Source organism: Vibrio neptunius (assembly GCF_000967495.1).
GTDB lineage: Bacteria > Pseudomonadota > Gammaproteobacteria > Enterobacterales > Vibrionaceae > Vibrio > Vibrio neptunius.
The window spans coordinates 192373-218480 of record NZ_JXXU01000001.1 but is presented as its reverse complement, the minus strand read 5'-3'; the positions used below and the strand labels follow the sequence as shown (position 1 = coordinate 218480).

11 protein-coding genes and 2 tRNA genes are annotated in these 26108 nt (G+C 46.1%); 10 read left to right on the top strand and 3 right to left on the bottom strand.

Annotated features, from left to right (window positions below; all coding sequences use genetic code 11):
• Positions 1 to 9 precede the first annotated feature (9 nt).
• The 10 genes from TW84_RS00915 (at position 10) to TW84_RS24790 (ending at position 25052) form a co-directional block, all read left to right on the top strand.
• Positions 10 to 1665, top strand: a complete 1656-nt coding sequence (locus TW84_RS00915) for a multidrug ABC transporter permease/ATP-binding protein (protein ID WP_045973758.1) — start codon at positions 10 to 12, stop codon at positions 1663 to 1665.
• Positions 1666 to 1722: 57 nt separating this feature from the next.
• Positions 1723 to 1923, top strand: coding sequence for an MbtH family protein (locus TW84_RS00910; protein WP_045973757.1), 201 nt, complete (start codon positions 1723 to 1725; stop codon positions 1921 to 1923).
• Between the two features lie 76 nt (positions 1924 to 1999).
• Positions 2000 to 12928 carry a non-ribosomal peptide synthetase gene (locus TW84_RS00905; protein ID WP_045973755.1) on the top strand — a complete coding sequence of 3643 codons (10929 nt, stop codon included), beginning with the start codon at positions 2000 to 2002 and terminating at the stop codon, positions 12926 to 12928.
• Entirely contained in the window at positions 12925 to 18345 is a 5421-nt protein-coding gene (locus TW84_RS00900) for a non-ribosomal peptide synthetase (RefSeq protein ID WP_045973752.1), read from the top strand. The genes TW84_RS00905 and TW84_RS00900 overlap by 4 nt, the downstream gene beginning before the upstream one ends.
• Positions 18346 to 18482: 137 nt before the next feature.
• The gene (locus TW84_RS00895) at positions 18483 to 20714 is read left to right on the top strand and encodes a TonB-dependent siderophore receptor (RefSeq protein ID WP_045973750.1); all 2232 of its coding nucleotides are present in this window, start codon (positions 18483 to 18485) and stop codon (positions 20712 to 20714) included.
• Complete coding sequence (locus TW84_RS00890) at positions 20704 to 21672, top strand: GNAT family N-acetyltransferase (RefSeq protein ID WP_045973747.1); 969 nt, start codon at positions 20704 to 20706, stop codon at positions 21670 to 21672. Before TW84_RS00895 ends, TW84_RS00890 begins: the two co-directional genes overlap by 11 nt.
• 74 nt (positions 21673 to 21746) lie before the next feature.
• Positions 21747 to 23039, top strand: a complete 1293-nt coding sequence (locus TW84_RS00885; RefSeq protein WP_045973745.1) for a lysine N(6)-hydroxylase/L-ornithine N(5)-oxygenase family protein — start codon at positions 21747 to 21749, stop codon at positions 23037 to 23039.
• Between the two features lie 220 nt (positions 23040 to 23259).
• Positions 23260 to 24051: an NPP1 family protein gene (locus TW84_RS00880; RefSeq protein WP_045973903.1), complete on the top strand. Its 792-nt coding sequence runs from the start codon at positions 23260 to 23262 to the stop codon at positions 24049 to 24051.
• A 172-nt stretch (positions 24052 to 24223) separates the two neighbouring features.
• Positions 24224 to 24694 (top strand): DUF2127 domain-containing protein, encoded by a 471-nt coding sequence (locus tag TW84_RS00875; RefSeq protein ID WP_045973743.1) that lies wholly within the window; start codon positions 24224 to 24226, stop codon positions 24692 to 24694.
• Positions 24695 to 24875: 181 nt separating this feature from the next.
• The gene (locus tag TW84_RS24790; RefSeq protein ID WP_167336320.1) at positions 24876 to 25052 is read left to right on the top strand and encodes a hypothetical protein; all 177 of its coding nucleotides are present in this window, start codon (positions 24876 to 24878) and stop codon (positions 25050 to 25052) included.
• Positions 25053 to 25121: 69 nt separating this feature from the next.
• Here TW84_RS24790 and TW84_RS00870 read toward each other — a convergent pair.
• From TW84_RS00870 to TW84_RS00860, 3 genes are all read right to left on the bottom strand, one after another.
• Positions 25122 to 25198 (bottom strand) — tRNA-Val (locus tag TW84_RS00870).
• 36 nt (positions 25199 to 25234) lie between these two features.
• Positions 25235 to 25311 (bottom strand) — tRNA-Val (locus tag TW84_RS00865).
• A 157-nt stretch (positions 25312 to 25468) separates the two neighbouring features.
• Positions 25469 to 26107, bottom strand: a complete 639-nt coding sequence (locus TW84_RS00860) for a sugar transferase (RefSeq protein ID WP_045973742.1) — start codon at positions 26105 to 26107, stop codon at positions 25469 to 25471.
• Position 26108: the final 1 nt, after the last annotated feature.

The following is a 26108-nucleotide window of genomic DNA, read 5'->3' as shown; positions in this document are numbered from 1 at the left end:
GGATTTGAGATGAAATTACTTTTTCAGTTGGCCCATAAACAACATAAAGCACTCGCTTTGGTTATTTTGCTGAGTGTGGCTAGTGCCTTTCTCAGTATTGGCGTGATTGCTTTTATTCAATATGAACTATTGAGCCAGACAGCCAGTGTTCATAGTGCCATTTGGCAATTTGCTGGATTGCTGGTGTTGCTATTGATCACGGCGACTGTTGCGCAGGTGTCACTGCACAAGTTGGGCCACCAATTTGTCTATTCCAAGCGCTGTCAATTAGTTAAGCAACTGATCAACACAGATATTGAACAAATAGAAGATGTTGGTAGTGCCGGGGTGCTAGCCTCACTGAACACCGACATTCGTAACATTACTATTGCCTTCGTTACCTTGCCGGAAATGATTTACGGCTTAGTACTTACCGTAGTGGCATTGTCTTATCTTGCGTTTCTCTCACTACCATTATTTGGAGTAAGCCTGCTGATGTTAGGTGTGACTGGCGTTATCGGCTATTGGTTGGTGACTCGTATCACTTTCCACGTCCGTCAGGTTCGTGATTTGGAAGACAAGCTTTATCACGACTATCAGGCATTAATTGATGGTCGTAAAGAGCTATCACTTAACCCTAGTCGCGCTCGTCGTTATTTCGAGGATGAGTTTGCTCCAAATGCCGCGGGTTATCGAGACGAAGTCACAAGAGCAGACATCTACAACGGTTTTGCTGCCAACATGGCTAACACGATTGTACTGGCACTGATTGGTCTCAACTTTTATCTGGCGCTGGGTTTAGGTTGGGCCGGTTTTGACGTTGCTTCTACCTTTGCTCTGGTCATCTTGTTTATGCGCATGCCGCTGATGGCTGCGGTCGGTGCGTTGCCGGGTCTGATTAGTGCCAATATTTCTATGCGTAAACTTGAATCACTCGACCTAAGTGACAATCAAAACCTTGCTGAGGCTAACGAGCAGCCAGAACTATTTGAAGCTATCGATCTCCAGCAAGTGACTTATGAATACCGCGCTGATGGCGATGACCGTCCGTTTAAAGTTGGCCCAATTAATTTTAAAGCTTCGAAAGGTGAGATGATCTTCATCATTGGTGGTAATGGAAGCGGAAAATCAACGTTTGCTCGCTTGCTGACAGGTCTTTATCGGCCGCATACAGGAAATGTTCTCTTGAACGGTCAACCTATGACTGAGCTCAACTGGCCTCACTATCGCCAGCAATTTTCTACCGTATTCAGTGACTTCTATTTGTTCCACCAGATCACCAATGGACAAGGCCAAGATGTGCCAGAGGCCGATATCAAAGAGTGGATGGATCGCCTGGAAATGAGCCACAAAGTGACGCAAGAGAATGGTCGCTTGTCGGATGTTCGTTATTCACAAGGACAGCGCAAGCGTCTTGCGTTACTGATGGCCGTTGCTGAACAGCGAGGCTGCATGCTTCTCGACGAATGGGCTGCGGATCAAGACCCTCGCTTTAGAAAAGTCTTTTACCAACAGTTACTGCCTCTGCTGAAGGAGCGTGGCGTGACTGTAATCGCTATTACCCACGATGACCGTTACTTCGATGCGGCCGATCGCATTTTCAAAATGGACAGTGGGCAACTGACAGAACTGGATACTGCGGATAAATCACAAGCTCAACAAGCAGTAGAAAGTGTCGTCGCTTAACGAAACAACAATCCAGAAAATCAAAACAATAAGAACAACGATCTAGTTGAGGATATTATGAGTATTGACAGCCCAAACACAGAATTTACCGTCGTTATCAACCCACAAGAACAGTACAGCATTTGGCCTACTTATCATCCAATTCCAAATGGATGGAAAGCCGTTGGTGTTACTGGCAATAAAGAAACTTGCCTTGCCCACATAAATGAAGTATGGACTGATATGCGTCCGAAAAGTCTACGAGAAGCTTTGGCTTAGTGACACTACACTTTTTTGCTTAATTTTGGTACCTAGTGTTTAGGTACCTGACATTTAACAGTTTTTAGGTATATGTATGTCAGTGGATGATATCACGATGACTCCGGCCAATGGTGGTTGGAGTCCACTTTCTCATTCTCAGCAACGTCTATGGTTGTTTCACCAGCTCATGCCATACAGTATTGCGTATAACTTAGGTGGTGTTGCTTGGCTATCGGGTGAGGGAATCACTAAAGAAAAAGTCCTGAATGCACTTTCTAAGATATTAGAAATGCACCCAGTCTTGCGTATAAAGATCGAACAAAGGGACGGACAACCTCAGCAGTCTACGCATTATGACCGAATCCCAGTGGCTTTTGTTGATTTGACTGATGAAGCCGATGCTGCTGACATTGTAAGGCGAGAAGCCAAAGCTAAGACTTATCAGCCGTATAATTTAGGAAATGAGCTACTGTGTAGATTCCACCTATACCAGTTGGCTGAAGATAGGTTTGCTCTAAGCATTGCTGCGCATCATTTGATTACCGATGCTTGGTCACTACAGTTGTTTGTAAGCTCTATTGTTCGATTTGTATCGGGAAAGTCACCCGAAAGCCCAAAAGGGATCAGTTACTTTGATTTTTCTGAAAGTCAAAATGACTTCGATCCTGTAAAAGAGAAGGCGGACTGGGAAGCTCTGAAGTTAATGGGTGAGGAGCCCTGTATTCTTCAAGGCAAGACGACTCCGGAGCAGAGCGCTTATACCGCCGGTCATATAGAAGAGTCATTGGGCATTGATGAGTCAATCTTGGTCGAAAAGGCTGCCAAACATTTTGGTGCGACTAAATTCGAAGTGCTTTCTTCAGCGTTGTTGTTGACTTTGTCTTCGTATGCCAACAATTCTCAACCAACGATCACCGTGCCAGCATTGAATCGAGACTCTGCGAACAGGAGGAATATCGGTTTTTACGTTAATAATGCTGTCTTGGGTGTTCAGGCAAATCCAGAGTTGAACTTGAGAGAAGTTGTGCTGCAGGTGAAAAGCAATCTGCGCAACTCATTGAAGTTCTCTCATTTACCTATTGAGAAGCTTTTGGGCCAGACGCCTCTTCCTACAGTTGCATTCAATTATCGTAGTCACGGGCATAAGCTCGTTGTTAAAAGCATCGGCGAGGATGGCAACACAGTTAAAGGTGTTTTTGAAGAATTCCCAGTGACCGAAACCCCCTTTGAGCTTGTCCTTGATGCTATTGCAGGAGAGCAACTATCGCTGCGACTTGTCTACGCACAAGAGAAATTCACTCAAGCTCAAATTGACAGCATCTTAAGCACATACAAAAATGTTCTTAACCAGATCTGCCAATCTCCTCAACAGTCTCTAGCACAGACTAACGCGCTTTCTAGCTCAGATACAGTGGCCTTGGAAGCGCACTCAGCGGTACAACAAACATGGAATCCAGTGACCTTTATGGCGCTGGTGGCTGAACAAGCAAAACTGCGTCCTGAAAAAATCGCCTTAAAACATGGCGATAAAACGATAACATACGCTGAATTAGAGGTTCAATCGAATTTAGTCGCGCACTCATTACGTCAAAGAGACGTTCAATCAGAAAGTGTTGTCGGTGTGATGATGGAGCGTGGCACCGATATGCTGGTTGCCATGCTGAGCATCATGAAAGCAAACTGCGCATTCCTGCCGCTTGATCCGGATTATCCTGCTGAGCGCATTAGCTTTATGCTTGAAGACAGCGAAGCTCAGCAGTTACTGACTCAGCAGCACTTGATGGATAAGGCTAAAGATCTTTTCATCCGTTCTAAAAGTGCTCAAGAGTGTATTGCTATTGAATCTTTGTTAGCAACTGAGGTTCCAGCATCTGAGCTTGGTGAGTGTTCATATCAAGATATCCACTTAGACCAGCTGGCGTATTTGATTTACACCTCTGGCTCAACAGGTAAGCCTAAAGGCGTGGCAGTCAGTCATCGCGGGTTGACAATGCACGTCCAGACGATTGGCGAGCAGTATGGCATGACGCCTGAAGACACAGAGCTGCATTTTGCTTCTATCAGTTTTGATGGCGCCGTGGAACGTTGGACTGTTCCAATGGCGTTTGGCTCAACGCTGATTATTCGTGACCAACAGTTGTGGACACCAGAAAAAACGACTCAAGTATTGGTAGACGAGAAAGTCACCATCGCTTGTTTCCCGCCAAGTTATGCAGGACCTTGGCTAGATTGGGTTGAACAAACTCAGCCGGATTTGGCTCTTCGCTCATTGACACTAGGTGGTGAGGCATTTACCCGAGAAACCTTTGAACGAATTCAACGGGTGGTTAATCCACCTCGCATCGTCAATGGTTACGGCCCAACAGAAACGGTCGTTACTCCGATGATCTGGCGTGCCTATCCAGAAGATAAACTGGAAAGCTCGTACGCGCCGATTGGTCAGCCTGTTGGTGACCGTAAGTTGTATGTGCTGGACGAGAACCTTAAGCAGGTACCATTTGGAACGGTTGGCGAGCTATACATCGGCATGGAGTCTGGCCTTGCTCGTGGTTACTTGAAACGACCTGATTTGACCGCTGAACGTTTTATTCCGGATCCATTTGCCGCTAACGGCGAGCGTATGTATCGCACTGGTGATTTGGTTCGATTTAGACACGATGGTGTTGTTGAATATCTTGGCCGTGCCGATCAACAAGTAAAAATTCGTGGTTTCCGTATTGAGCTTGGAGAGATTGAATCTCGCCTACAGACGCTTGCTAATGCTGAGTTTTGTGCGGTTGTCGCACACGAGTCGCCGACAGGAAAGCGCCTAGTTGGTTATGTTCAATTGAGTGAAACAGAGCAACAATCTGAATCTCAATGGCGCATAGAATTAGCCTCCCAATTGCCAGATTATATGGTGCCGTCACGTATCATTGTTAGCCAGACACTTCCTCTGACACCAGCTGGTAAGGTGGATCGCAAGCAACTTGCCGCACCGCATTGGGATGAAGAACAGAAAGCGGGTGCGCCGCTGGAAGGGGACATCCAACATCAGCTGGCTGAAATATGGCGTGAGCTACTTAAAGTTGAGTCTATTGGTTCTGACAGCCATTTCTTTGCACTTGGCGGAGATTCCATTACCGCTTTGCAAATGGTGGGTAAGCTTCGTCAACGAGGTTTGATGCTGACACCAAAGCAAGTGTTTGACCATCCAGTTATCGCTGAAATGGCGTTGTGTGTTCTCGATAGCCAAATCAAACCTGCTGAACAAGGTGAGCTGAATGGCAAAGTAGCCTTGCTGCCAATGCAGAAGCGATTCGTTGAACGAGGCTATTCTCATAAAAGCAAGCTAGATAAAAATGGCCAGCTTGAACTATGTAACCAGTACGCAAAACTCAACTTGCCAGCTCCGGTTAATGCAGACGCGATTGTCCGAGCACTTAAGCAAGTGGTGCAACATCACGATAGTTTGCGCCTTTCTTTCGAAGTTCCTAATACAACAACATCTGACGCGGCAGAGTATCTAGCTGAATATGTAACTACCGCAGATTTTGCATTCCACCTTTATGCCGAGCAGATAGACATCGATGCTGTGCAGAGTGCGATTAATCCGTCTGTTGGTAAACAATTGTCGGTTGGCCTGAATATTGAGACGGGCGAAATGCTGGTTGCCGTTCACCACCTTGTCATTGATGCGCTTTCTTGGCCTGTGCTAATTCAAGATTTACTGGGAAGTTACCAGCAAGAAATGGGTGTTGACTCTTATGCGTTTGCCTCTAAAACTCACAATCAGGCTGATTGGTATGAGGCATTAGAGAATATACATATCAGTCATAAACAGTCCGAATTCTGGAATGCTCAGCGAGCAGAACCTGCTGTCCCAGCTGAGCTAACTGAAGTTAAAGATCAAGAAAGCGAAAGCAAAGGAATTCACAAGCACAGTTACCATTTAACTAAAGAGCTCGCCGAGCCACTACTTGCCTCGACTCAAGCCTTCGCCAGAATGAGCAAGGAACAGACGTTGATGGCATTGTCTGCACTTGCAGTGAAAGAAATAACCTCTGCAAGCGAGATTGTCATTCATCGCGAAAGCCATGGTCGATTCAGTGAGTCGTTTGGATTGGATCTTTCACGCAGTGTTAACTGGCATACTGCGCTGTTCCCGCAAAAAGTTGTGCTAAGTGAGAGTATCAGTGAACTGTTAGCGAGTGTAAAAGATAGCTCACATGCAATCACCGATGGTGGCTTGAGTTACTCAGCGGGTGTAGCTCAGCAGCAATGGCAGTATCAAGACCATGTTGATGTGCTATTTAACTTCCTAGGCCGAGCAACGCAGGCTGATGTGAAAGGGGCTGAACTGGGTGAGTTTGGCCTATGGCGACCAGAAGACGCTAAAGCAGATGCCGTAATTGTATTGAATATCAGTGAAACTGATGAAGGCTTTGATGTCGAATTGGAGTTTTCACTTTCAGCTCTGTCGAAATCTGAGTGTGATGCGTATGTTCATCACTTTGAAGCGGCGATCAAAGCCGTGACGGAACATTGCACGTCTAACTCCGCCGTTTTGACACAAGCTGATGCGCCAAATACTCATCTGAGTCTTGCTACGCTAAGCCATGTAAGTGTTCAGGCTCATCAACTTCCGAATCAAATTCTACCACTGTCTACGCTCCAGCAAGGTTTGTATTTCCACGCTCAGCTATCGCAAGACACAAGCACCTACGTTAACCAAATTACCTTACCTATATCGGGTGCTGATGCTGCCCAGTTAGAAGAAGGTTGGAAAGCCTTGATGAAGCGCCATTCGATTCTACGTAGTACGCTGCATCAAGTAGAAGGTCACGCGCACCTATATGTTTGGGATGACCTTCCCATCACGAGCAGAGTCTTTGATGGGCGAGAGGAAGCAGGCTTTGAACTGGAGTCGTATAAACGTTCACTCATTGAACAAGGTTTCGAACTGGAGCAAGATGCGAGCGGCCAGCAGCTAAAACCTTTGTGGCGAGTCGATCTAGTGACAACGGGCGACAATGAGATCGCTTGTATTTTCACTATCCACCACATTCTGATGGATGGTTGGAGCACCGGCGTTTTACTTAGCGAATTGTTTGCTCACTACCAAAATATTAGCCTGCCTATTGTCAGCCATGATTTTGCTGATTATTTAGAATGGGTTGTACAGCAAGAACCAGAAAGTGCTCAAGAGTACTGGCGTGGTTATCTGAATGGTGTTGAAGCGCCAACAATCTTGGTTGAACAATACGGTTCGAACACAGATAAACAAGGGCATGTGCGCCACAACGTGGACTACAGTGCTGAGGTACTAAGCAGTTGGCAGTCGCAACTGAAGTCATCTGGCATCACGCTAAACACTCTCATTCAGGGCGCATGGCTACTGACGCTTCAACGTTACACGGGTCAGTCTCAGCCTGTTTTCGGCAATACGGTTGCTGGTCGACCTTCGTCACTGGCAAACAGTGAAGCCATGGTTGGGCTTTTCATTAATACCTTGCCTGTTACATCGATGGTGGACTGGAAGGAGAGAACCAATCAATGGCTTGCTGATATACAAGAGCAGGCGAGCGCACAGCGTGAATTCAGCCATGTCTCTTTGTCAGAGGTACAAGCGCAATCTCCGCTTGATGGTGAGAATCTGTTTGATTCGTTGGTGGTATTTGAAAACTACCCATTGGATGAGAGCCTATTTAGTGAAACTGGCCTTAAAATTGGCGAGCCTGACAGTTATGAGTTTACGCATTACCCATTAACGCTGGCAGTATTGCCAGGCGAATCATTACGCATTGTTTTTGCGTACGATTCAGCGAAATTCTCACAGTCAGATATTGATGCGCTGTCAGCAACGACGTCTCATTATCTTGAGCAGCTTGTCGATAAACTGACTCACAACCTGAGTGATATTGATGTATTGGACGCCGAGCAACAGTCTCGCTTGTCTGGTCATGTAAAAGCGTCTGAACCTTGGGCTTACAAACCCTTTACTGAACTGTTAAAAGAGCAGGTGCTTGCTCAACCAGATAGCGAAGCGCTTGTGGCGAATCCTCTTGGGGGAACGGTCTTATCACCTAGTGGCTCGGAACGGCTTGCTATGTCATACCAACAGCTGGATGACTTCAGCGATGGTGTGGCCGCTGAGCTAATCGCACGCGGCATTCAAAGAGACCAACGGGTTGGTGTGATGTTTGCCCGTGGAACTGACATGCTGGTGGCAATGATCGGTGTCTTGAAAGCCGGAGCTGCATTCCTACCTTTAGATCCTTCATACCCTAAAGACCGACTGGCCTACATGGTTGAAGATAGCGATGCACAGTGGTTAATTTCAGACGACAGTTCGCAACAGCTGGCACGTGAGATTTGTCAGCGAGATAGCATCATTGCGTATTCTGATATCGATCTTCAGCAACCTGTTTTAAATCGTCCTGAAATTTTAGAAGAGCAGCTGGCGTATGTGATTTATACCTCCGGGTCAACGGGTAAACCTAAAGGTGTGTGTGTTTCTCATTCTGGTCTGAGCATGCATGTTCAAACCATTGGCCAACGATATGGCATGACACCACAAGACATCGAGCTGCACTTCGCTTCAATCAGTTTTGATGGTGCAGTAGAGAGATGGACTGTGCCTCTGGCATTTGGTTCAAAACTGGTGATTCGAGACCAGCAGCTTTGGAGTGCACAAGAAACATGTGAAGTGCTTGAGCGTGAAGCCGTGACCATCGCGTGCTTCCCGCCAAGCTATGTTGGACCACTGCTAGAGTGGATTGAGGTTGAACAGCCAGCATTAGCCGTACGCTCTTGGACTCTAGGCGGTGAAGCCTTTACACGAGAGACCTATTTCAAGCTTCAGCAGGTACTGAATCCGAAGCGCATTATCAACGGATACGGCCCGACGGAAACTGTCGTGACGCCAATGATCTGGCAGGCTTATCCTGAAACGCCGCTAGAAAGTGCTTACGCCCCTATCGGTACTTCTGTCGGTGCGCGTAGTCTGTATGTATTGGACAGCGACCTTCGTCCGGTTCCGTCTGGTGTCAGTGGCGAATTGTACATTGGTGAAGAAGTTGGCTTAGCTCGCGGTTATCTTGATCGTCCAGACTTAACGGCCGAGCGCTTCGTTCCCGATCCATTCGCGAATAATGGAGAGCGCATGTATCGCACTGGCGACTTAGTTCGCTGGCGCGAAGATGGCGTGATGGAGTATCTGGGTCGAGCAGATGACCAAATAAAAATTCGAGGCTTCCGTGTCGAGTTAGGTGAAATCGAGTCACGATTACAAAGTATCAGTGGCAGTAAACTGAGCGCCGTCACTGCCTTTGAAGGTTCAGCTGGAAAGTACTTGGTCGGCTACGTAGAAGGTCAGGCTGACCTAATAAACTGCGATGATATTCTCGCTCAAATGGCGAAAGTGCTACCTGACTATATGGTGCCTTCACAGCTTGTAGTCATGGAGTCAATGCCGTTGACGCCAGCAAGTAAAGTCGACAAGAAAAAACTGCCGCAGCCTGATAATCATGTTCAGCACAAAGCCTATGAAGCACCAGAAGGTGAGATTGAGCAGCTTCTGGCACAAGAATGGCAAGCCTTGTTTGGGCTGGAGAATGTTAGTCGTAATGATGATTTCTTCGCTCTGGGTGGTCAGTCATTACTTGCTACCCAGCTAGTTGGACGTTTGCAGCAAAAACACCAGATTCGTCTTTTACTACAGAGTGTCTTTGATTCTCCAAGACTAGATGTGATGGCAACTCAGTGTACATCACTCAAAGAACCTGCAGTTACGATCAAACCTGTGCCGCGCATGGAAACCATGCCAGTAAGTGCTTCGCAGAAGCGTTTATGGTTTGTTCAACAGCTGATGCCTGAAAGCGCTGCCTATCACATGCCGCTTGGCCTTAAGTTAAAAGGTGACGTGAATAGAGACTGGCTAGAGCAGTCGCTGCGCACTGTGATTAGCCGCCATGAGGCTCTGCGTACCAGCTTCGTGCAGGTAGATGGCGAGCTGATGCAGTCTATCCATTCTGGTGACGACGCATGTCAAATCGCATTAGCAGAATACTCAGCTGATGAGTTCTCCGACCTAGAGGCTCAGCGCCTGAGCTGGATTGGTGAAACCTTTGATTTGTCATCGCCTTCATTATTGAGAGCATACTCAATTAAGCATTCAGAACAGGAATTTGAGTTACTTCTGGTTGTCCATCACATCATCTCTGATGGCATTTCGATTCAAAACCTAATGCGAGAGCTGTCGGCGGTTTACTCGTCGTACAGTCATTCTGGGCAGTTTGCATCAAATATTGAGACTGACACACTGGATTACGCCGATTACGCTAGCTGGCAGCAAGAGTGGTTAAACTCAGATATCGCCAAAGAGTCACTGTCATGGTGGAAAGCGGCGTTAGCAAAAGATATTGAGCCGCTTGTTCTCCATAGCGATGTCGCGAGAGATCAGCTCGAAACGACCGGTCAGCGTCATCACTTCACTCTAACCACGCAGCAGGTCAACGCGATTGAGACTCTTGCTGCAACAAGTGCAACGACTCCGTTTAACGTTATGTTAAGCCTGTGGCACTTATTGCTGCACAAGTATTCTGGGCGTGATGAAATTCGAGTCGGTATCCCTGTTGCGGGCCGAACACAGCCGGATACTCAGCAGATGCAAGGCTGTTTCATCAACAATTTGGTGATCCCAGCGCAGTTAGACGCAGCCATGAGCTATGAACGTTTGCTCCATGAGACAAAACGCTTTACCGAGCAGGCGTTAACTCATCAGGATGTGCCATTTGAGGTACTAGTGGAGTCTCTTGGTGTAACGGGTAATTTGCAGCACCATCCGTTGTACCAGACGAGTTTCAACTTCCAACGCATTGAACGTTCTATTCTCGCTGAATGGGGAGGGTTGCAAGCAGAAGCGTTTGATCCGGGCGTGGTTGCGGCTCAGTTAGAATTGAGCTTAGATGTTCAGGCTTATGATGACGGCGAATGGAGTGGGTTTGTTAACTACGCTGCGCCAGTATTCGATCAAACATTTGTCGAAGCGTTACTTGGTCATTGGCTCAAATTACTTGAACAAGTTGCATTAAATCCTAACGCGATGCTGTCTGAGCTCAAGTTGGTTGATTCTGACGAGCTTGCACAAATTGATGCATTCAACGCGACGAAGAAATCATGGGGTGAAATGCTTCCACCGCCAGTTGCTGTTGAAGCCCAAGCAAAACGCACACCTGAGGCGATTGCTTTGTCAATGGGGCAGCAGTCGATGACTTATGCTGAATTCGACAGCAAAGTGAATCAGTTGGCTCAGTGGTTACGCCAACAAGGAGTGGGTGAAGAAACCAGAGTTGGCCTTGGTTTACCACGTTCGTTTGAATTAGTGATTGGCCTACATGCGATTACTCGTGCTGGTGGTGCTTATGTGCCATTGGACCCAAGTTATCCAGCAGAACGTTTGAATTACATTCTTGAGTCTGCGGGCGTATCCATCTTACTGACCGATAGTGAGACCTTGCCACAATGGCCAGAAAATCCTCAATGTCAGTATGTGGCGCTAAATCAGGCTGAGATCTTAAAGCAAATCAATGAGCAGAGCACTGAGGTTCCAGTGGTAAATTGGCAGGCGGATCAGTCGCTGTATGTCATCTTCACTTCCGGTTCTACAGGGCTACCAAAAGGCGTGGTAAATACCCAGTCGGCACTGCACAACCGTTTGGCTTGGATGCAAAATGAGTATCAGTTAGATGCCAGTGATTGTGTCCTTCAGAAAACACCGTTTAGCTTTGATGTCTCTGTGTGGGAATTCTTCTGGCCGCTTATGTACGGTGCGAGATTGGCCATTGCTGAGCCAGATCACCACCGACAACCTGAGTTATTGCATAACACCATTCGAGAGCAGGGCGTAACGACGATCCACTTCGTTCCTTCAATGCTTCATGCTTTTGAAAGTGAAACGGATATTGGAGAGTGCAGCAGCCTGCGCCGTATTATTTGTAGCGGTGAAGCTCTACCTGCTGAGTTGACCGAAAAAGTGTTGACGGGTGCGCCAGATTGTCAGCTGCATAACCTCTATGGTCCGACTGAAGCGGCTATTGACGTGACTTACTGGCAATGTGAATTGCCCGTTGGTAAGCGCATCCCGATTGGTCATGCGATTAGCAACACCCAACTTCATGTATTGGATGATTGTTGGAATCCAGTTCCAGTCGGTGTGCCTGGTGAGCTATACCTTGCGGGTGATGGCCTTGCGCGCGAGTACCTATCCAGACCAGATTTGACGGCCGATCGCTTTGTGCCAAACCCGTTTGCTACTACTGCATCAGGAAAGCAAGATGGGAACTTGGGTTCTCGTATGTATCGGACCGGTGATCAGGTGGTTCGCATGCCAGATGGCAGACTTGAATATCTGGGCCGATTGGATCATCAGGTAAAAATTCGTGGGCTTCGTATTGAGTTGGAAGAAATTGAGAATGTTCTTAACCAACATGATGACGTCGATGAATCTGCAGTCATTGCTTATGAGCATCAAACAGGTACGCAGCTTGTCGCCTACGTGGTTTGTGGTGATTGGGATTCAGAAAAAGAAACCGCTGTTAAAGCGCATTTGAATGACCACCTTCCCGACTACATGGTTCCGGCCATCTACGTTGCACTGGATGAAATGCCTCTTTCACCAAATGGCAAGCGTGACCGCAAAGCGCTGCCTTCTCCAGAGTGGAGTCAAGTGGAGTATCGCGCCCCAGAGAGTGAACTGGAAATTTGGTTTGCCAACACTTGGCAGCAAGTCCTTGGCTCAGAAAAAGTGGGCTTAGATGATAACTTCTTTGCGCTCGGAGGCCATTCTCTGTTAGCCACACGTATCGTCGCTCAAGCACAAAAAGAGCTCGATTTGGCGATCTCATTAAAAGACTTCTTTGCCGCTGGGACGCTACAGGCGTTAACGGATGCACTTCAATCTCAGTATCAGGCAAACAATGAACAAGAACAGGATGAACTCGACGCCATGGCTGCACTAATGGACGAGTTGGAATTGTTATGACCCAAGAATCAAATTTAAAAGCACAACAAAAACCAAAAATAGACAAATTTGCATTAGCAAAACGTTTTTTAAACCTTGGTGAGCAAGAGCAGGCGAAATTTATCGCTCTGCTTGACGCCAAAGGGATGAGCTTTGAAAAGCTACCGATTGTCCCAGCAGAAGAGGTGCACGATGTGCCTCTTTCTCCGGCACAGAAACGACTTTGGGACATTTATCAGCTTGATGCAGGCAATAGTGCTTACCATATCAGTGGTGGTTTTGAGCTAACTGGTGAGCTCTCTACCGATAAAATGGAACTGGCGCTTGCTGAAGTCATGAGTAAACACCACGCGCTAAGAACGCGCTTTGTTGTTTCGGACCAAGGTGAGCCGAAGCAGCATGTTGACCAGCACTGTATTGCTCACTTTGAGCTTAAAGACGGCAGACACTTAACGGAAAACCAGCTAGGCGAATGGACATCAGAATTTATTGCCAAGCCATTTGATTTGCTTCATGAGATGCCGGTGCGAATGGCGTGTATTCGCGCATCTGAAGATAAAACTCATGTGATCATTGTGATGCATCATATTGTGTCTGACGGCTGGTCTATTGGATTGTTTATGCAGGACTTGGTCACCGCCTATCAGGGGGCGTCTCTAGAGCCATTGAGCATCCAGTACAGTGACTTTTCTGTCTGGCAGGATGCACTACTAAAAGCGGGCAAAGGGGATGAGGATCTTCAATTCTGGCAGCAAGAGTTAGGTGATAAGCAGCCACAGAAACTGTTTGAGTGGACAGGCGATATTGCACCTAATCAGCGCCGAGAAGCACAGCAGGAAAGCCTTAAATTTGATAGTAATGTTTCTGAACGCATTGCACGCCTTGCAAGGCAAAATAACGTCACCACTTCGAGCTTCTGGCTAGCCATTTGGCAGGCTGCGCTGTTCAAGTTGACAGGGCGTCACGATATCAATATTGGTATGCCAATGGCTAACCGCGCCCGACCAGAAGTATCTGACGTTATTGGCTTTTTCGTAAACACTAATGTGGTTGCGCAAGACTTAAAACCTGAGCAGAGCTTTGGTCAAATAATGACTAGAGCTCACAGCAAAGTGCTGGAGATTCAGCAACACCAGCTATTGCCATTTGATCGTGTGGTTTCTTCATTGTTGGCGGAAAGGTTGGTTGGCGAAACGCCTTACTTTCAAGTGTTGTTTAATCATCAGGTCAATCAAACCGAGTCAGTCGAGTTTGCTCCGGGTCTAGCGGCAAAACCGCTGGCGCTAAAAGGCAACTTCGCACTGTTTGATGTTGCTTTGGATGTGTTGGAATCTTCGAGGGGTACTCAGGTAACGCTAACCTATGCCAAAGATCGTATCGATCCCCAGATGATGGTTTCGCTTACTAGCACTCTGAATCTGTTGGTCTCGCAAGCAGAACAAAACCTGAATACACCGTTGGCTGCGCTTAACTCACTGGATGAGGCTCAGCTCGCCAGATTATCGCAACTGTCGCAGCCAGAAGGTGAGTGGCGTTATCAACCCGTCACTGAGTTATTCGACCTCCAGGGTATTGAGCAACCGTCAGCCATTGCATTAAAACACGGCCAGCAAAGTGTCTCGTTTAAACAGCTGGAAGAAAAATCGAACCAGCTGGCGAATCAGTTGGTAGAGCAGGGTGTCGTTCGCGATCAAGCTGTGGGCGTTCTTTTTAAGCGCGGCAACGATATGATCATAGCGATGATCGCCATTATGAAGGCCGGTGGGGCGTTTCTACCGCTTGACCCTGATTATCCGACCGACCGATTGGCTTACATGATCGAGGATTCTGCTGCGAGCTTGGTTATCAGCGAGCAATCATTGCGCTCACGTTGGGATGAGATTGATTCACACGTCCTCTCCCATTCGGATCAGACCTCTTCTGTTTCACCGCTTTATATGGATGAGCTAGATTGGCAAGGTCTCTCAAAAGCCAAGCCAGAAGTAGAACTCTTGCCGGAGCAGTTGGCTTACATCATCTACACATCAGGGTCGACGGGTAAACCTAAAGGCGTCGCGATTGCCCATGATGGCCTGAGTATGCATGTGCAGACGATTGGGGCTCAGTATGGGATGACGCAAGATGACGTTGAGCTTCACTTTGCTTCGATCAGTTTTGATGGGGCGGTAGAGCGCTGGACAGTGCCATTGGCATTTGGCTCTCGTTTAGTGATTCGCGATCAGCAACTGTGGAGTGCGGAGAAGACCTGTGATGTCCTCAAGCAGGAAGGGATTACGATAGCCTGTTTCCCTCCAAGTTATGTCGGGCCTTTATTGGACTGGATTGAGACGACTCAGCCTCAATTGAATGTACGTTCTTGGACTTTGGGTGGTGAAGCCTTTACTCGTGAAACCTATGACCGCTTGCAATCTGTTGTAAACCCACCACGTATTATCAACGGCTATGGGCCGACGGAAACCGTAGTGACACCAATGATCTGGCGTGCTTACCCACAGGATAAGCTGACCAGTGCCTATGCACCTATCGGTCAACCTGTTGGGGCTCGTAGGCTTTATGTGTTAGATGGTTTGCTTAACCAAGTTGCCGAAGGTGCAGTAGGGGAGTTGTATATTGGTGAAGAAGTCGGCCTGGCACGCGGGTATCTGGATAAGCCAGATATGACCTCAGAACGATTTATGCCGGATCCATTTACCAATAATGGTGAGCGTATGTATCGCACTGGTGACCTAGTTCGTTGGCGGGAAGACGGTGTCATGGAATATTTTGGCCGTGTTGACCAACAGATAAAAATCCGTGGATTCAGAATTGAACTGGGTGAGATAGAATCAAGGCTTCAGCAAATATCCGGCGTTGAGACATGTGTGGTTGCGGCGCATCGTCATGGTTCTATGACCCACCTTGTGGGGTATCTGCATGGCGCTGATGCAAATAAGGCTGATAGCGTTTCGATATTATCTGAGCTTGCCGAACATCTGCCTGAGTATATGGTGCCAGCGCACCTCGTGGTGCTAGAAGAATTGCCGTTAACTCCAGCAGGTAAGGTCGATAGAAAAGCGCTGCCGGAACCAGAATTCAAATCTGAGCTGTTGCAAGGTTTGCCACCGGAGGGTGAGAAAGAAACTCTCCTTGCGGAGATTTGGCAAGAGCTACTGGGTATTAATTCTGTCAGCCGAGAAGATAGCTTCTTTGCGTTAGGTGGGGATTCTATATTAAGCCTTCAGCTAGTGAGCAAATTAAAACTGGCAGGTCTCAACGTATCTCCAAAGCAAGTATTCCAAGCGCCAGTACTGAGCGAGTTAGCACAAGTACTTGAAGCAGCAGTTGAGCAAGAGCAAAGAGAGTTACCAAAACAACCATTTGGTCTGATGCCAATTCAGGCTCATTTCATGGCGCAAAACTTTGCTCAGCCAAATCACTGGAACCAGCATGTGTGTGTTGAGTTGAAGCAGGATATGGATATTCAGGCACTGGTTACTGCGCTTAAAGGGTTAGTGGAGCACCACCCCGCGTTAAGATTGTCGTTTTCTCAAACTGAAGGTAAATGGCAGCAGCAATACGTAGAGCATGTTTCCCATGATCTTCTATGGAAAACTCAGCTAGACAGCTTAGAAGCATTCGAAGTGTTTGCTCACGAGTTGCAAACAAGCCTTGATATTGGAGAAGGCCGACTGATTCAGGCAGGCTATGCTCGAATTGACAGGCAGAAATCTCGCTTGATGATTGTAATTCATCATCTGGCTGTAGATGGCGTTTCGTGGCGAGTCCTGATGGATGACTTATGGCGTGCTTATCAGCAAACGCTTTCTAGTGACGAAAATTCAACGAAAACAGTTGACCTACCGCCTGTTTACACCTCTTTGGATATGGCAGTGGATAGCCTCAACAAATGGTCATTAACAGAACAAGGCAAAGCTAGAAAAGCAGTTTGGGATCAACAAGCTTTGCATGCGGAAGATACACAGGCTAAAGCAATCTATGGCAACAAGCGCTCACAAAAGGTTGAGCTAAGCCGAGAGGTGACGTCAGCTTTACTGAGCTGTGAAAATATCACAGTTGAACTTGTCTCTGCTTTGACAGCAATTATGGGAAGCAAAGAAGATGGTCAAAGCGTATATCTAGAAAGTCATGGTCGTGACGAGTCTGTCTATGAAGGGTTAGATCTCAGCCGCATGGTGGGCTGGATGACGAGCCTATATCCTATGACTTTGAATACCTCAGATTCTCGAGACGATATCGCCGAGCGTATGGCGCTATTGAACCAAGACTCAGGCATTGGCTATGGGCTGCGCTACTTAGAGGATGAGCCTCAAGAACAAACTGCGCAGATAACCTTCAATTACCTAGGCCAGTATCAAGGCAATAGTTTTGCTCATTGGTGTCAACCAGTGTCGTCAAACTCGCGTGATCAAGCAGATGATAATACTATGTTGACGCCTTTGGTCATCAATGCCCAAGTTGTGGATGGTGTATTGAGCGCTGATTTTGAATATGCAACTAGTCATTATTCGCAATCAGATATCGAGACTAAAGCGACTAAATGGAAAGAAAAGCTTGAATTGGTACACTCGGCACCAAAATCCCAAAAAGGCGAAGCGATAGCAGCCAAAGCTGACCTCAAATTGATCGAGAAGCTTAATACCGATGTTGACGGGATTTTACCTGTATTCTGTATTCATCCGGTGACGGGCCGAACAGTTGGTTATCAAAAATTAGCTCAAGCATTGGCGGGCAAACGCACCGTTTATGGTGTTCAGTCTCAGAGCTTCGTTTATCCAAATCGCTTTGACATTTCGTTTAGCGCAATGGCTGATACTTATTGCGCGACTATTCGTCAAATACAGCCATCAGGGCCTTACACATTGATTGGTTGGTCGCTTGGCGGCGCGCTCTGTCAAGAAATCGCAGCTCGTCTCGAAGCTGCTGGTGAAAGTGTTGCTTTCCTCGGGCTGTTGGACTGCTATGTTCCAGGTACTGAAATCGCAGAAGACCAATGGGAATCACCGGCAGCAAAAGCCAAGCTGATCGAGCACTTAGAATTGCTCTTGGGTAAGTTATCGGAAGGGCAAAAGCAAACCTGTCTTGCAGGATTTGACCAATCAACACCTGACAATTGGCCAAGCGTATTTTCATCTTGGTTAGCGTCACAAAACTTTGATCACTATCTGTCTGAAAGTGCACAGCAAATGCTGTATAGCTGGGCGGTAGAGCAGCACATGAGATCGCTATGTCACGAGTATCAGTTACCTAAAATTAATACCCAGCTAACTGCATATTGGGCTGGACAGCCTCTAGGTCGACACAAGCTGCTGAGTTCGGAATTTTCCAAAGTTAACGCTCAGTTAAGCAACGAAGTGTTGGATACGGATCATTTAGGAATAGTGCAAGACAGTGTACTGATCGAGAAATTACGCCACTTATTAATAATCAATACATTATAGAACCATAACGACTAATTTATAGATTCCATTTTTCTGTAAAAGTCGTTAAAATCCACTCGCATTCGTAATGCTAATGATAATGGTTATCATAATTATTAATATAATATTCGGTAAAACCGAAAGTTAAGGAGAAAGACATGAATCGGCAGTTTATGCTGAGCCCAGCTTGTTTGGCAGTAGCGTTCGCTCTGTCTGCTGGCGTAGTTAACGCAGCGGAAGATGAAACAGTAGTGGTAGTTGGTCAGGAGCACGATAGTGCCGTAGGCCCAGATTTCAGTTATCTTGGACAAAAAAGTCGTACAGCCACCAAAACAGATTTAGCTATCCATGAAACGCCACGAGCGGTTTCGGTCGTTACTCGCGAACAAATGGATGATCGCGCGTCAATCAGCATCTCAGACGCTCTTCAATACACCCCGGGTATCCAAGCTAACTTCTATGGTGAGGATAACAAGCAAGATTGGTTTGTTGTTCGAGGATTTCAGCAAGCGAATAATGGTCTTTACCAAGATGGAACACGTCTATATTCAGCAGGTTTCTACAGTTGGCAAATTGACCCGTTTGCTCTGGAGCGAGTTGAAATTCTGCGTGGCCCTGCCTCTGTTTTGTACGGACAAAACCCACCGGGTGGGTTGATCAATACGGTAAGCAAGCGTCCTCAATTTGATGGCGGTTCAGGTCAAGTGGCCGTTGAGTATGGCTCATATGACAGAACTCAGATTAGCTTAGACGTTAACCGTGAACTAAATGAAGATCTTGCTTTTCGTCTAGTCGCTATGGGTCGCAAGAATGGAACTAAAGTGGACAACGTCGATGCCGAGCGTATTTTAATAGCTCCATCTTTAGCTTGGAACATTAACGACAGCAGTAGCATTACTTTTTTAACTAGTTATCAAAAAGATGATTCTGATCCATATCTGCAGTTTTTGCCAATGGAAGGAACATTGACAAGCAATCCTAACGGTAATATTGCTGATGATGTGGCCCTTGGCAACCCAGACTGGGAAAAGTTTGAACGTGAACAGTTATCCTTGGGTTATGAGTTCGAGCACCAGTTCAATAGCGCTTTGAGTTTTGGTCAATCTGCTCGCTATAGTCGAATGGATATTGATTTACGTCAGATGTTTTTTGCTGGCTATTCAGCGGATGCTACTTTCCAAGGCCTTAATATCGGTGCTCTATTGGACCCCACGGGATCACGCCAAACTATTTCACGAGGTGCATCTATTGAAAAAGGGCAGTCTGATGCTTTCAATATTGATAATAGGTTAGTTTATGAGTTTAAAACTGGTGATTTTAGCCATACTTTACTAACAGGAATTGATTATCAGAGTATAGATATAGACAGCAAAACGTTTGCAAACAATCCAACTATAGCTAATGGTAATGAATCTAAAACTTTACCTGGCGTAGGGAGCATACCTGACCCAACGTTCAATATCTTCAACCCTAGTTATACAAATAATGTTGTATTGCTTAACGGTGTCACCCAAGTCACCGAAGACGATATGGAAACAACAAGTACTAAGAACAGCCAGCTTGGTTTCTACGTACAAGATCAGATTAAGTATCACAACTGGGTGTTCCAAGCAGGTCTACGATATGACGACACGTCAAACGAAGATAGCAACCAGTCCACAGGAAAAACTTACAAAGCTGATTACGAAGAATGGACCTCTAGTGCGGCCGTTGCCTACGTTATGAACAATGGCTTCACTCCATATGTGACTTACGCTCAATCTTTTGAGCCAGTTATTAAGACAGTGGACAATCAAGCGGCTAAACCAGAACGGGGCGAAGCAATCGAAGCAGGTGTGAAGTATCAACCGAGAAGCTTTGATGGTTACTTTAACTTTTCTGTCTACGAAGCCACTAAAAAGGATGTTGTCCAATCGGTTAATTCAGAAATCAAGCAAATCGGTGAAATACGTAATCGAGGTATGGAACTTGGTGCAGTAGCGAATGTGACTCAAGCTCTTACTTTGATTGGTAATTTATCTTACGTTGATTCTGAAATCAAAGATGATACAAACTCGGCCATAATAGGAAATCAACCCCAGCAAGTGGCTGATACTACAGCTTCGGCTTGGGCTAAATACCAGTTCTTTGGTGGTACCCTTGAAGGCCTTAGTATCGGTGGTGGTTTGCGTTATATAGATGACACATATGCTGACAATGATAACGTAAACACAGTCCCTTCTTATACACTTTACGATGCAACGGTTAGCTACCGAATTGATGACTATAAGTTTCAGGTTGCAGCAAAAAACATTTTTGACAAAGAGTACATAGCAACCTGTACGAGCAATACTTGGTGTTACTACGGTGACCGCCGCAATATTATCGCGAGCCTGAGCTATGACTGGTAATAGCGATACCCTCAACACTCTGCCCTTTGGGCAGAGTGTTCAGCAACAAGGGGATACATGTTGCGTTGAGATGCCAAGTGGTCAGTTAACACTGAGCAAGGAAAGTGATGGTTATTGGCGTGTGACCAGCAGTGCCATCAACGATAAGGAAGAGGTTCAAGCTTGTGTCCTTATGCTTGAACACCGAACGGATATACGTTGTATTGACCTTGGCGAGTTTACTTTCTCATCATTAAACGACATCACTCATGTCACCCGAGAAGGTATTCGCTTGGTTTGGCGAGAAGCGTTACTGCAGTTGCCAGAGCTTTGGCTAAAACAGCAGCGTCGCGTGATTCCACATAAGCAGATACTTGCCTCTAATGGCTATCATCCTCTACGTCCAAGACCGCAAAAAGGCGAGTTGTACAGCCGTTACATTCCTGAGCTAGAGCAGACGCTGTCTCTTGTTGGTCTTGAGGTAGAGCAGCATGCTGAGCTGTTTTCCAGATGGCAAAACAGTGAACGAGTGGCTGCGTTTTGGGAGCAAACAGGTACTTTAGATGAGCATAAAGCTTATTTAGAAGAGCAGTTGGTCAATGATAAGAATCAGCTATTGATCGTGTGCCTAAATAACGAACCCTTTGCTTACATCGAAGCCTATTGGACAAAAGAAGATCGCATCGCGCCGTATTATTCAGCAGGCGATTACGATCGTGGTATTCACATGCTGGTTGGTGAAGAGCATCACCGCGGCAGTCATAAGGTAGCGGCTTGGCTTCCTTCAGTATGCCACTTCCTTTACCTGTCCGATCCTCGGACAGAGAAAATCGTCAGCGAGCCTAGAGCAGATAACGCTAAAATGATTGGTTACCTGCAGAAATTTGGCTTCGCCAAACTAAAAGAATTCGACTTCCCTCATAAGAGGGCGGCTCTAATGTGTCAGTTGAGAGATACCTTTTTTAGCGATTGCTTTTAGTATCGCAGTCCTGTTTAGGGTGTCTTGGGGATAGAGAGCCAGAGAGCTCAACGGAAAAACATGAGGTTACAAAAATGACAGACCAGATTAAGGAATATGATGTGCTTGGCGTGGGCTTTGGCCCTGCTAACCTGTCAATTGCGATTGCGTTGGAAGAAACGGCGCAGAACCAAGAGTTAAGCTACTGCTTCTTAGAGCAAAAATCTCATTTCGAATGGCATGGTGGCATGTTGCTAGATGGCACTCGAATGCAGATTTCTTGTTTGAAAGATTTGGTAACTTTGCGCAATCCAACCAGCCCATATACCTTTGTAAACTACCTACATTCACACGACCGCTTGAGTTCATTTATCAACTTGGGTTCTCTTCATCCTTCACGTGTGGAATTTAATGACTATCTGACTTGGGTTGCAAATCAGTTTGATTCAGTCGTGACCTACGGTCAACGCGTTGTCGATATCGAGCCGATTGAAGTCGATGGCGAAATTACCAAAGTTCGCGTTGTCTCAACGGATATTAACGGTAAACAAACCGTACGTGTGGCGAAAAACCTTCTGATTGGTATGGGCGGGATGCCGAAACTTCCGGAGCTGTTTAATGGCTTGAATGACGAGAAGGTGATCCATTCCTCGAAATATAAGGTGTGGCGTGAACAGTTTAATGCTGGTACAGAGACACCTAAGATTGCGGTTGTGGGTGCTGGTCAAAGTGCTGCCGAGATTTTCGTTGATTTGACAAACCGTTATGAAGACGGTGAAGTACACTTAGTCAACCGTAACTTTGCCTTACATCCAGCTGATGACAGTGCATTCGTAAACGAGATTTTTGACCCTGAGTTTACCGATCACGTATACAAGAGCACTGATGAAGAGCGTAAAACCATCCTTTCTCGTTTCAATGGCACAAACTATTCAGTGGTCGATACAGAAGAGCTTAGCGCGATTTATGAGCGTCTATATCTTCAGCGCGTAACTGGCAAGGGCAAGCACCAACATCTACGCTGTCATGATATTCAAGAAATCGGGCAGAAAGAAGGTAAGATTGCACTCCGTTTTAATGATCGCATTCATAGCGAGCAAAATTGGCACGATTACGATGCGGTTGTCCTTGCCACTGGCTATCGTTATGACCAGTTCAATCAAATGTTGAACAAACTAGAACCACTAATGTCGGACAAACAGGTTGAGCGCCATTATCGTCTACCTATGCAGGAATCATGTAAAGTGAATGTTTTCCTTCAAGGTTGTTGCGAGTCATCGCATGGTCTGAGCGATACTTTGCTTTCAGTACTTGCCGTTCGTTCTAAAGAGATAGTTGACTCACTATATGCGAACATCGAAGCAGAGAAAGTCGTTGAAGAGGCGTAAAGCGTCATACTGACGATAGAGGCCGTAACATTAAGTGTTGCGGCCTTTTTGTTTATGGAGCTGCTGACAGATAACAATCCACTTTATGAACTAGAAGTTGTTGCACAAATATGAAGAATTAAAGAATTGAGAGAGAGTTGTGGCGATTAACTCTTATCATGCCTATGTTTGTTCTGGTTGCAAAAGCACCACTTTACACGACGTTGCTCCAGAGGCTTATATGAAAAAAACCATAACAATCGCTTTATTCATTGCTGCTACTTCTCTTAGTGCAGCGGAGTTACCGCGATTAGATGAAGCACTGCCTAGTTTAATGGATATATCGAGTCAGGTCCCTATTTTTGATTGGGATGGAGATGGCTGCTATCCCGCAGCGGGTATCAGTCGTTATGGAGAAATGAACCCAGGTCTGAAACCATCTGGTGCACTCAATGGAAATTGCAGAGATGCCGGTTTTCTCGATATCTCAAATACTCTTCACCGTTACGCGTGCATGCAAGGAAATGATGGGCAGGAGTATTGCGCTCATGCCTATGATACCTATTATGAAAAAGATCAGGCAATTCCGGGGATTGGGTTAGGTGGCCATCGCCATGATTGGGAGTCGGTGATCGTCTGGACAATTGATGGCGCTGTAGCATATGGCTCAGTGAGTTGTCATGGAGATATGGACACTCGGCCAAGAGAGCAATTACCAATGGAGGCCCAGCATCTTAAAGTGGTTTACCACAAAGATGGTATTCTGACGCACTGTATTCGTTTCGCTAAAGACAACGAGATTGCAGAAAATCATTATGGGCGTTTTGTTACCCCAACAATTACTTCTTGGTACGAACTTGCTGGCGACGGTCTTTCTAATGAAGCCATGCGCAATAAACTTAATAGTTTTGACTACGGTTCAGCATCAATCAAAGTGAAAGACAGCTCATTTTTGACTCACATTAATCAATGGCGACCCGCTGGATTTCCAACATTTACCCAGCAGAGTGTCGTAGCATCTAATCCTTATTAGAGTAGCCAAATCGAATGGCCTATCATATTAGGCCTCCTTTCTTTTTCTGTGCGTGATTAAGCTAGTTGTGTCAAATTGAAAAATTGACACAATCTTCATGAAGCAATTTATCAACGTGTTACTTTTTGTTGGGTAATGTATGAGAGCGGATGACGAGAGGACGTTGAGATAGATGCAAGTACAAGTGAAGCCTGGGTTAAAACTGATTGCGATTCTCGAAGCGCTGAAAGGGCTATTGTCTTTAGTGGTTGCATTGGGGTTACACCTTTTAGCCGGGAAAGATTTGCAGCAGTGGGCTGAATCTCTGGTATTGCATGCTCATTTAAATCCAGCGCACCATTGGCCTGGTGTATTTATAGAGGCCATAGGCCGATTTCCTCAGGGAAATGTTCCATGGTTGATGTTGGGTGCATTGGTGTACACTGCTATTCGGTGGGTAGAGGCTTATGGGTTGTGGAAAGGATTTCGCTGGACAGAATGGTTAGCATTGATCGGCTGCGTCATCTACGTGCCATTTGAAGTGTATGGTCTGATTTATCATCCGGGGATAGTTGGAGTGGCAGTACTGATCGTGAACCTCTTGATCATTGTCTATATTGCAAGAACGTTACAAGCCAAGCCCGAGTTTGCAATCGAAAGTTAGCTTGTGCTTCAAATCATGTTTGTTGTGCAACCATAAGAATAAATGCAGGCAATAGTGTAATAGAGTGTATAAAGCGGTGATCCCGATAGCAGACTCTTTGGCTTCGATGCTAACATTGGCTAGAGTATCTAGTGCAGGATATGACCTGTATACATAAGGTAAACAACGTCAGGAGGTTGCCATGGATAGATATTGTCCGAACTGTGGAATAGAGATGATCGATAAGAATCATGTTTCCATATGCCCGCGAAACGATATTGGAGAGTGTTCTTATGATGGATATCAGAACACGGTTGAGCGTTCTAGCCGTGAGTTTACATTACTCGACAATGAAAAAAGGCTAGAAGAAGCGCATTAGATTAACTCAATCTAATGAGCTATCTGCAAAAACAACAAAGCCCGCAATAAGCGGGCTTTGTTGTAAATTTGGTGGGTCCGGGCGAACTCGAATCGCCGACCCCTACCATGTCAAGGTAGTACTCTAACCAACTGAGCTACGGACCCAAATTTTTTGTTCTTATTGCATTAAAATGCGAGGAGTGGTGGGTCCGGGCGAACTCGAATCGCCGACCCCTACCATGTCAAGGTAGTACTCTAACCAACTGAGCTACGGACCCATTCCTTAAGAACGAGATGGATATTACCGAGACTTTTTGAGTCGTGCAAGAGCAAATTATTGGTTTTTAAACTGTTTGCTTCACAACTAATCGAATTGGCGATTTTTTATACCATAAAGAAAAAGGAGAGCGGGAAAGCTCTCCTGTGATTGTTAATTTATCGTCCCCGTCCGTCAACCATGACGATGAGTGTTTTGGTAATGATGCTGACATCCATCACAATCCAAGATTTCAGCGAACGCAGTGATAAGGCATAACTATGGTCAAAACCGACTTTTCTGCGAACGTCATCGATGCAGGTGTCATAACCTTGATTAACTTGCGCCAACCCAGTGATGCCTGGCATTACTCCATAGGTACGGTCAGCAAAGTAAGGGATGGCCGTTTCTAGCTTGTTATAAAAGCTAGGGCGTTCAGGGCGTGGGCCAATTAATGACATGTCGCCTCGGATGACGTTAAACAACTGCGGGATCTCATCTAGGCGTGTCTTTCTCAGGAAACGACCGACTGGAGTAATTCTTGGATCGTTCTCTGTCGCCCAGACTGCACCTGTACGCGTTTCTGCATCGACATACATGGTACGAAACTTAATGATTTCAAAAAACATCATTTGTTCTGGTGTTGATTTACCCACACGTAGCTGCTTATAGAAAATAGGGCCTTTGGAGTCGATTTTTATGGCTAAGGCAATCGCGGGCAAGATAGGTGACAGCATCAAAAGCCCGATTACAGCGCATAGAAAATCGAAGATACGTTTTGCTAACCAGATTGAATATAAAGAAGATACGTTGCTCATA

Bases quoted from the DNA above. Each gene is read 5' to 3' on its own strand.
- TW84_RS00915 (WP_045973758.1), top strand. From the start codon at position 10: ATGAAATTACTTTTTCAGTTGGCCCATAAACAACATAAAGCACTCGCT.
- TW84_RS00910 (WP_045973757.1), top strand. From the start codon at position 1,723: ATGAGTATTGACAGCCCAAACACAGAATTTACCGTCGTTATCAACCCA.
- TW84_RS00905 (WP_045973755.1), top strand. From the start codon at position 2,000: ATGTCAGTGGATGATATCACGATGACTCCGGCCAATGGTGGTTGGAGT.
- TW84_RS00900 (WP_045973752.1), top strand. From the start codon at position 12,925: ATGACCCAAGAATCAAATTTAAAAGCACAACAAAAACCAAAAATAGAC.
- TW84_RS00895 (WP_045973750.1), top strand. From the start codon at position 18,483: ATGAATCGGCAGTTTATGCTGAGCCCAGCTTGTTTGGCAGTAGCGTTC.
- TW84_RS00890 (WP_045973747.1), top strand. From the start codon at position 20,704: ATGACTGGTAATAGCGATACCCTCAACACTCTGCCCTTTGGGCAGAGT.
- TW84_RS00885 (WP_045973745.1), top strand. From the start codon at position 21,747: ATGACAGACCAGATTAAGGAATATGATGTGCTTGGCGTGGGCTTTGGC.
- TW84_RS00880 (WP_045973903.1), top strand. From the start codon at position 23,260: ATGAAAAAAACCATAACAATCGCTTTATTCATTGCTGCTACTTCTCTT.
- TW84_RS00875 (WP_045973743.1), top strand. From the start codon at position 24,224: ATGCAAGTACAAGTGAAGCCTGGGTTAAAACTGATTGCGATTCTCGAA.
- TW84_RS24790 (WP_167336320.1), top strand. From the start codon at position 24,876: ATGGATAGATATTGTCCGAACTGTGGAATAGAGATGATCGATAAGAAT.
- TW84_RS00860 (WP_045973742.1), bottom strand. From the start codon at position 26,107: ATGAGCAACGTATCTTCTTTATATTCAATCTGGTTAGCAAAACGTATC.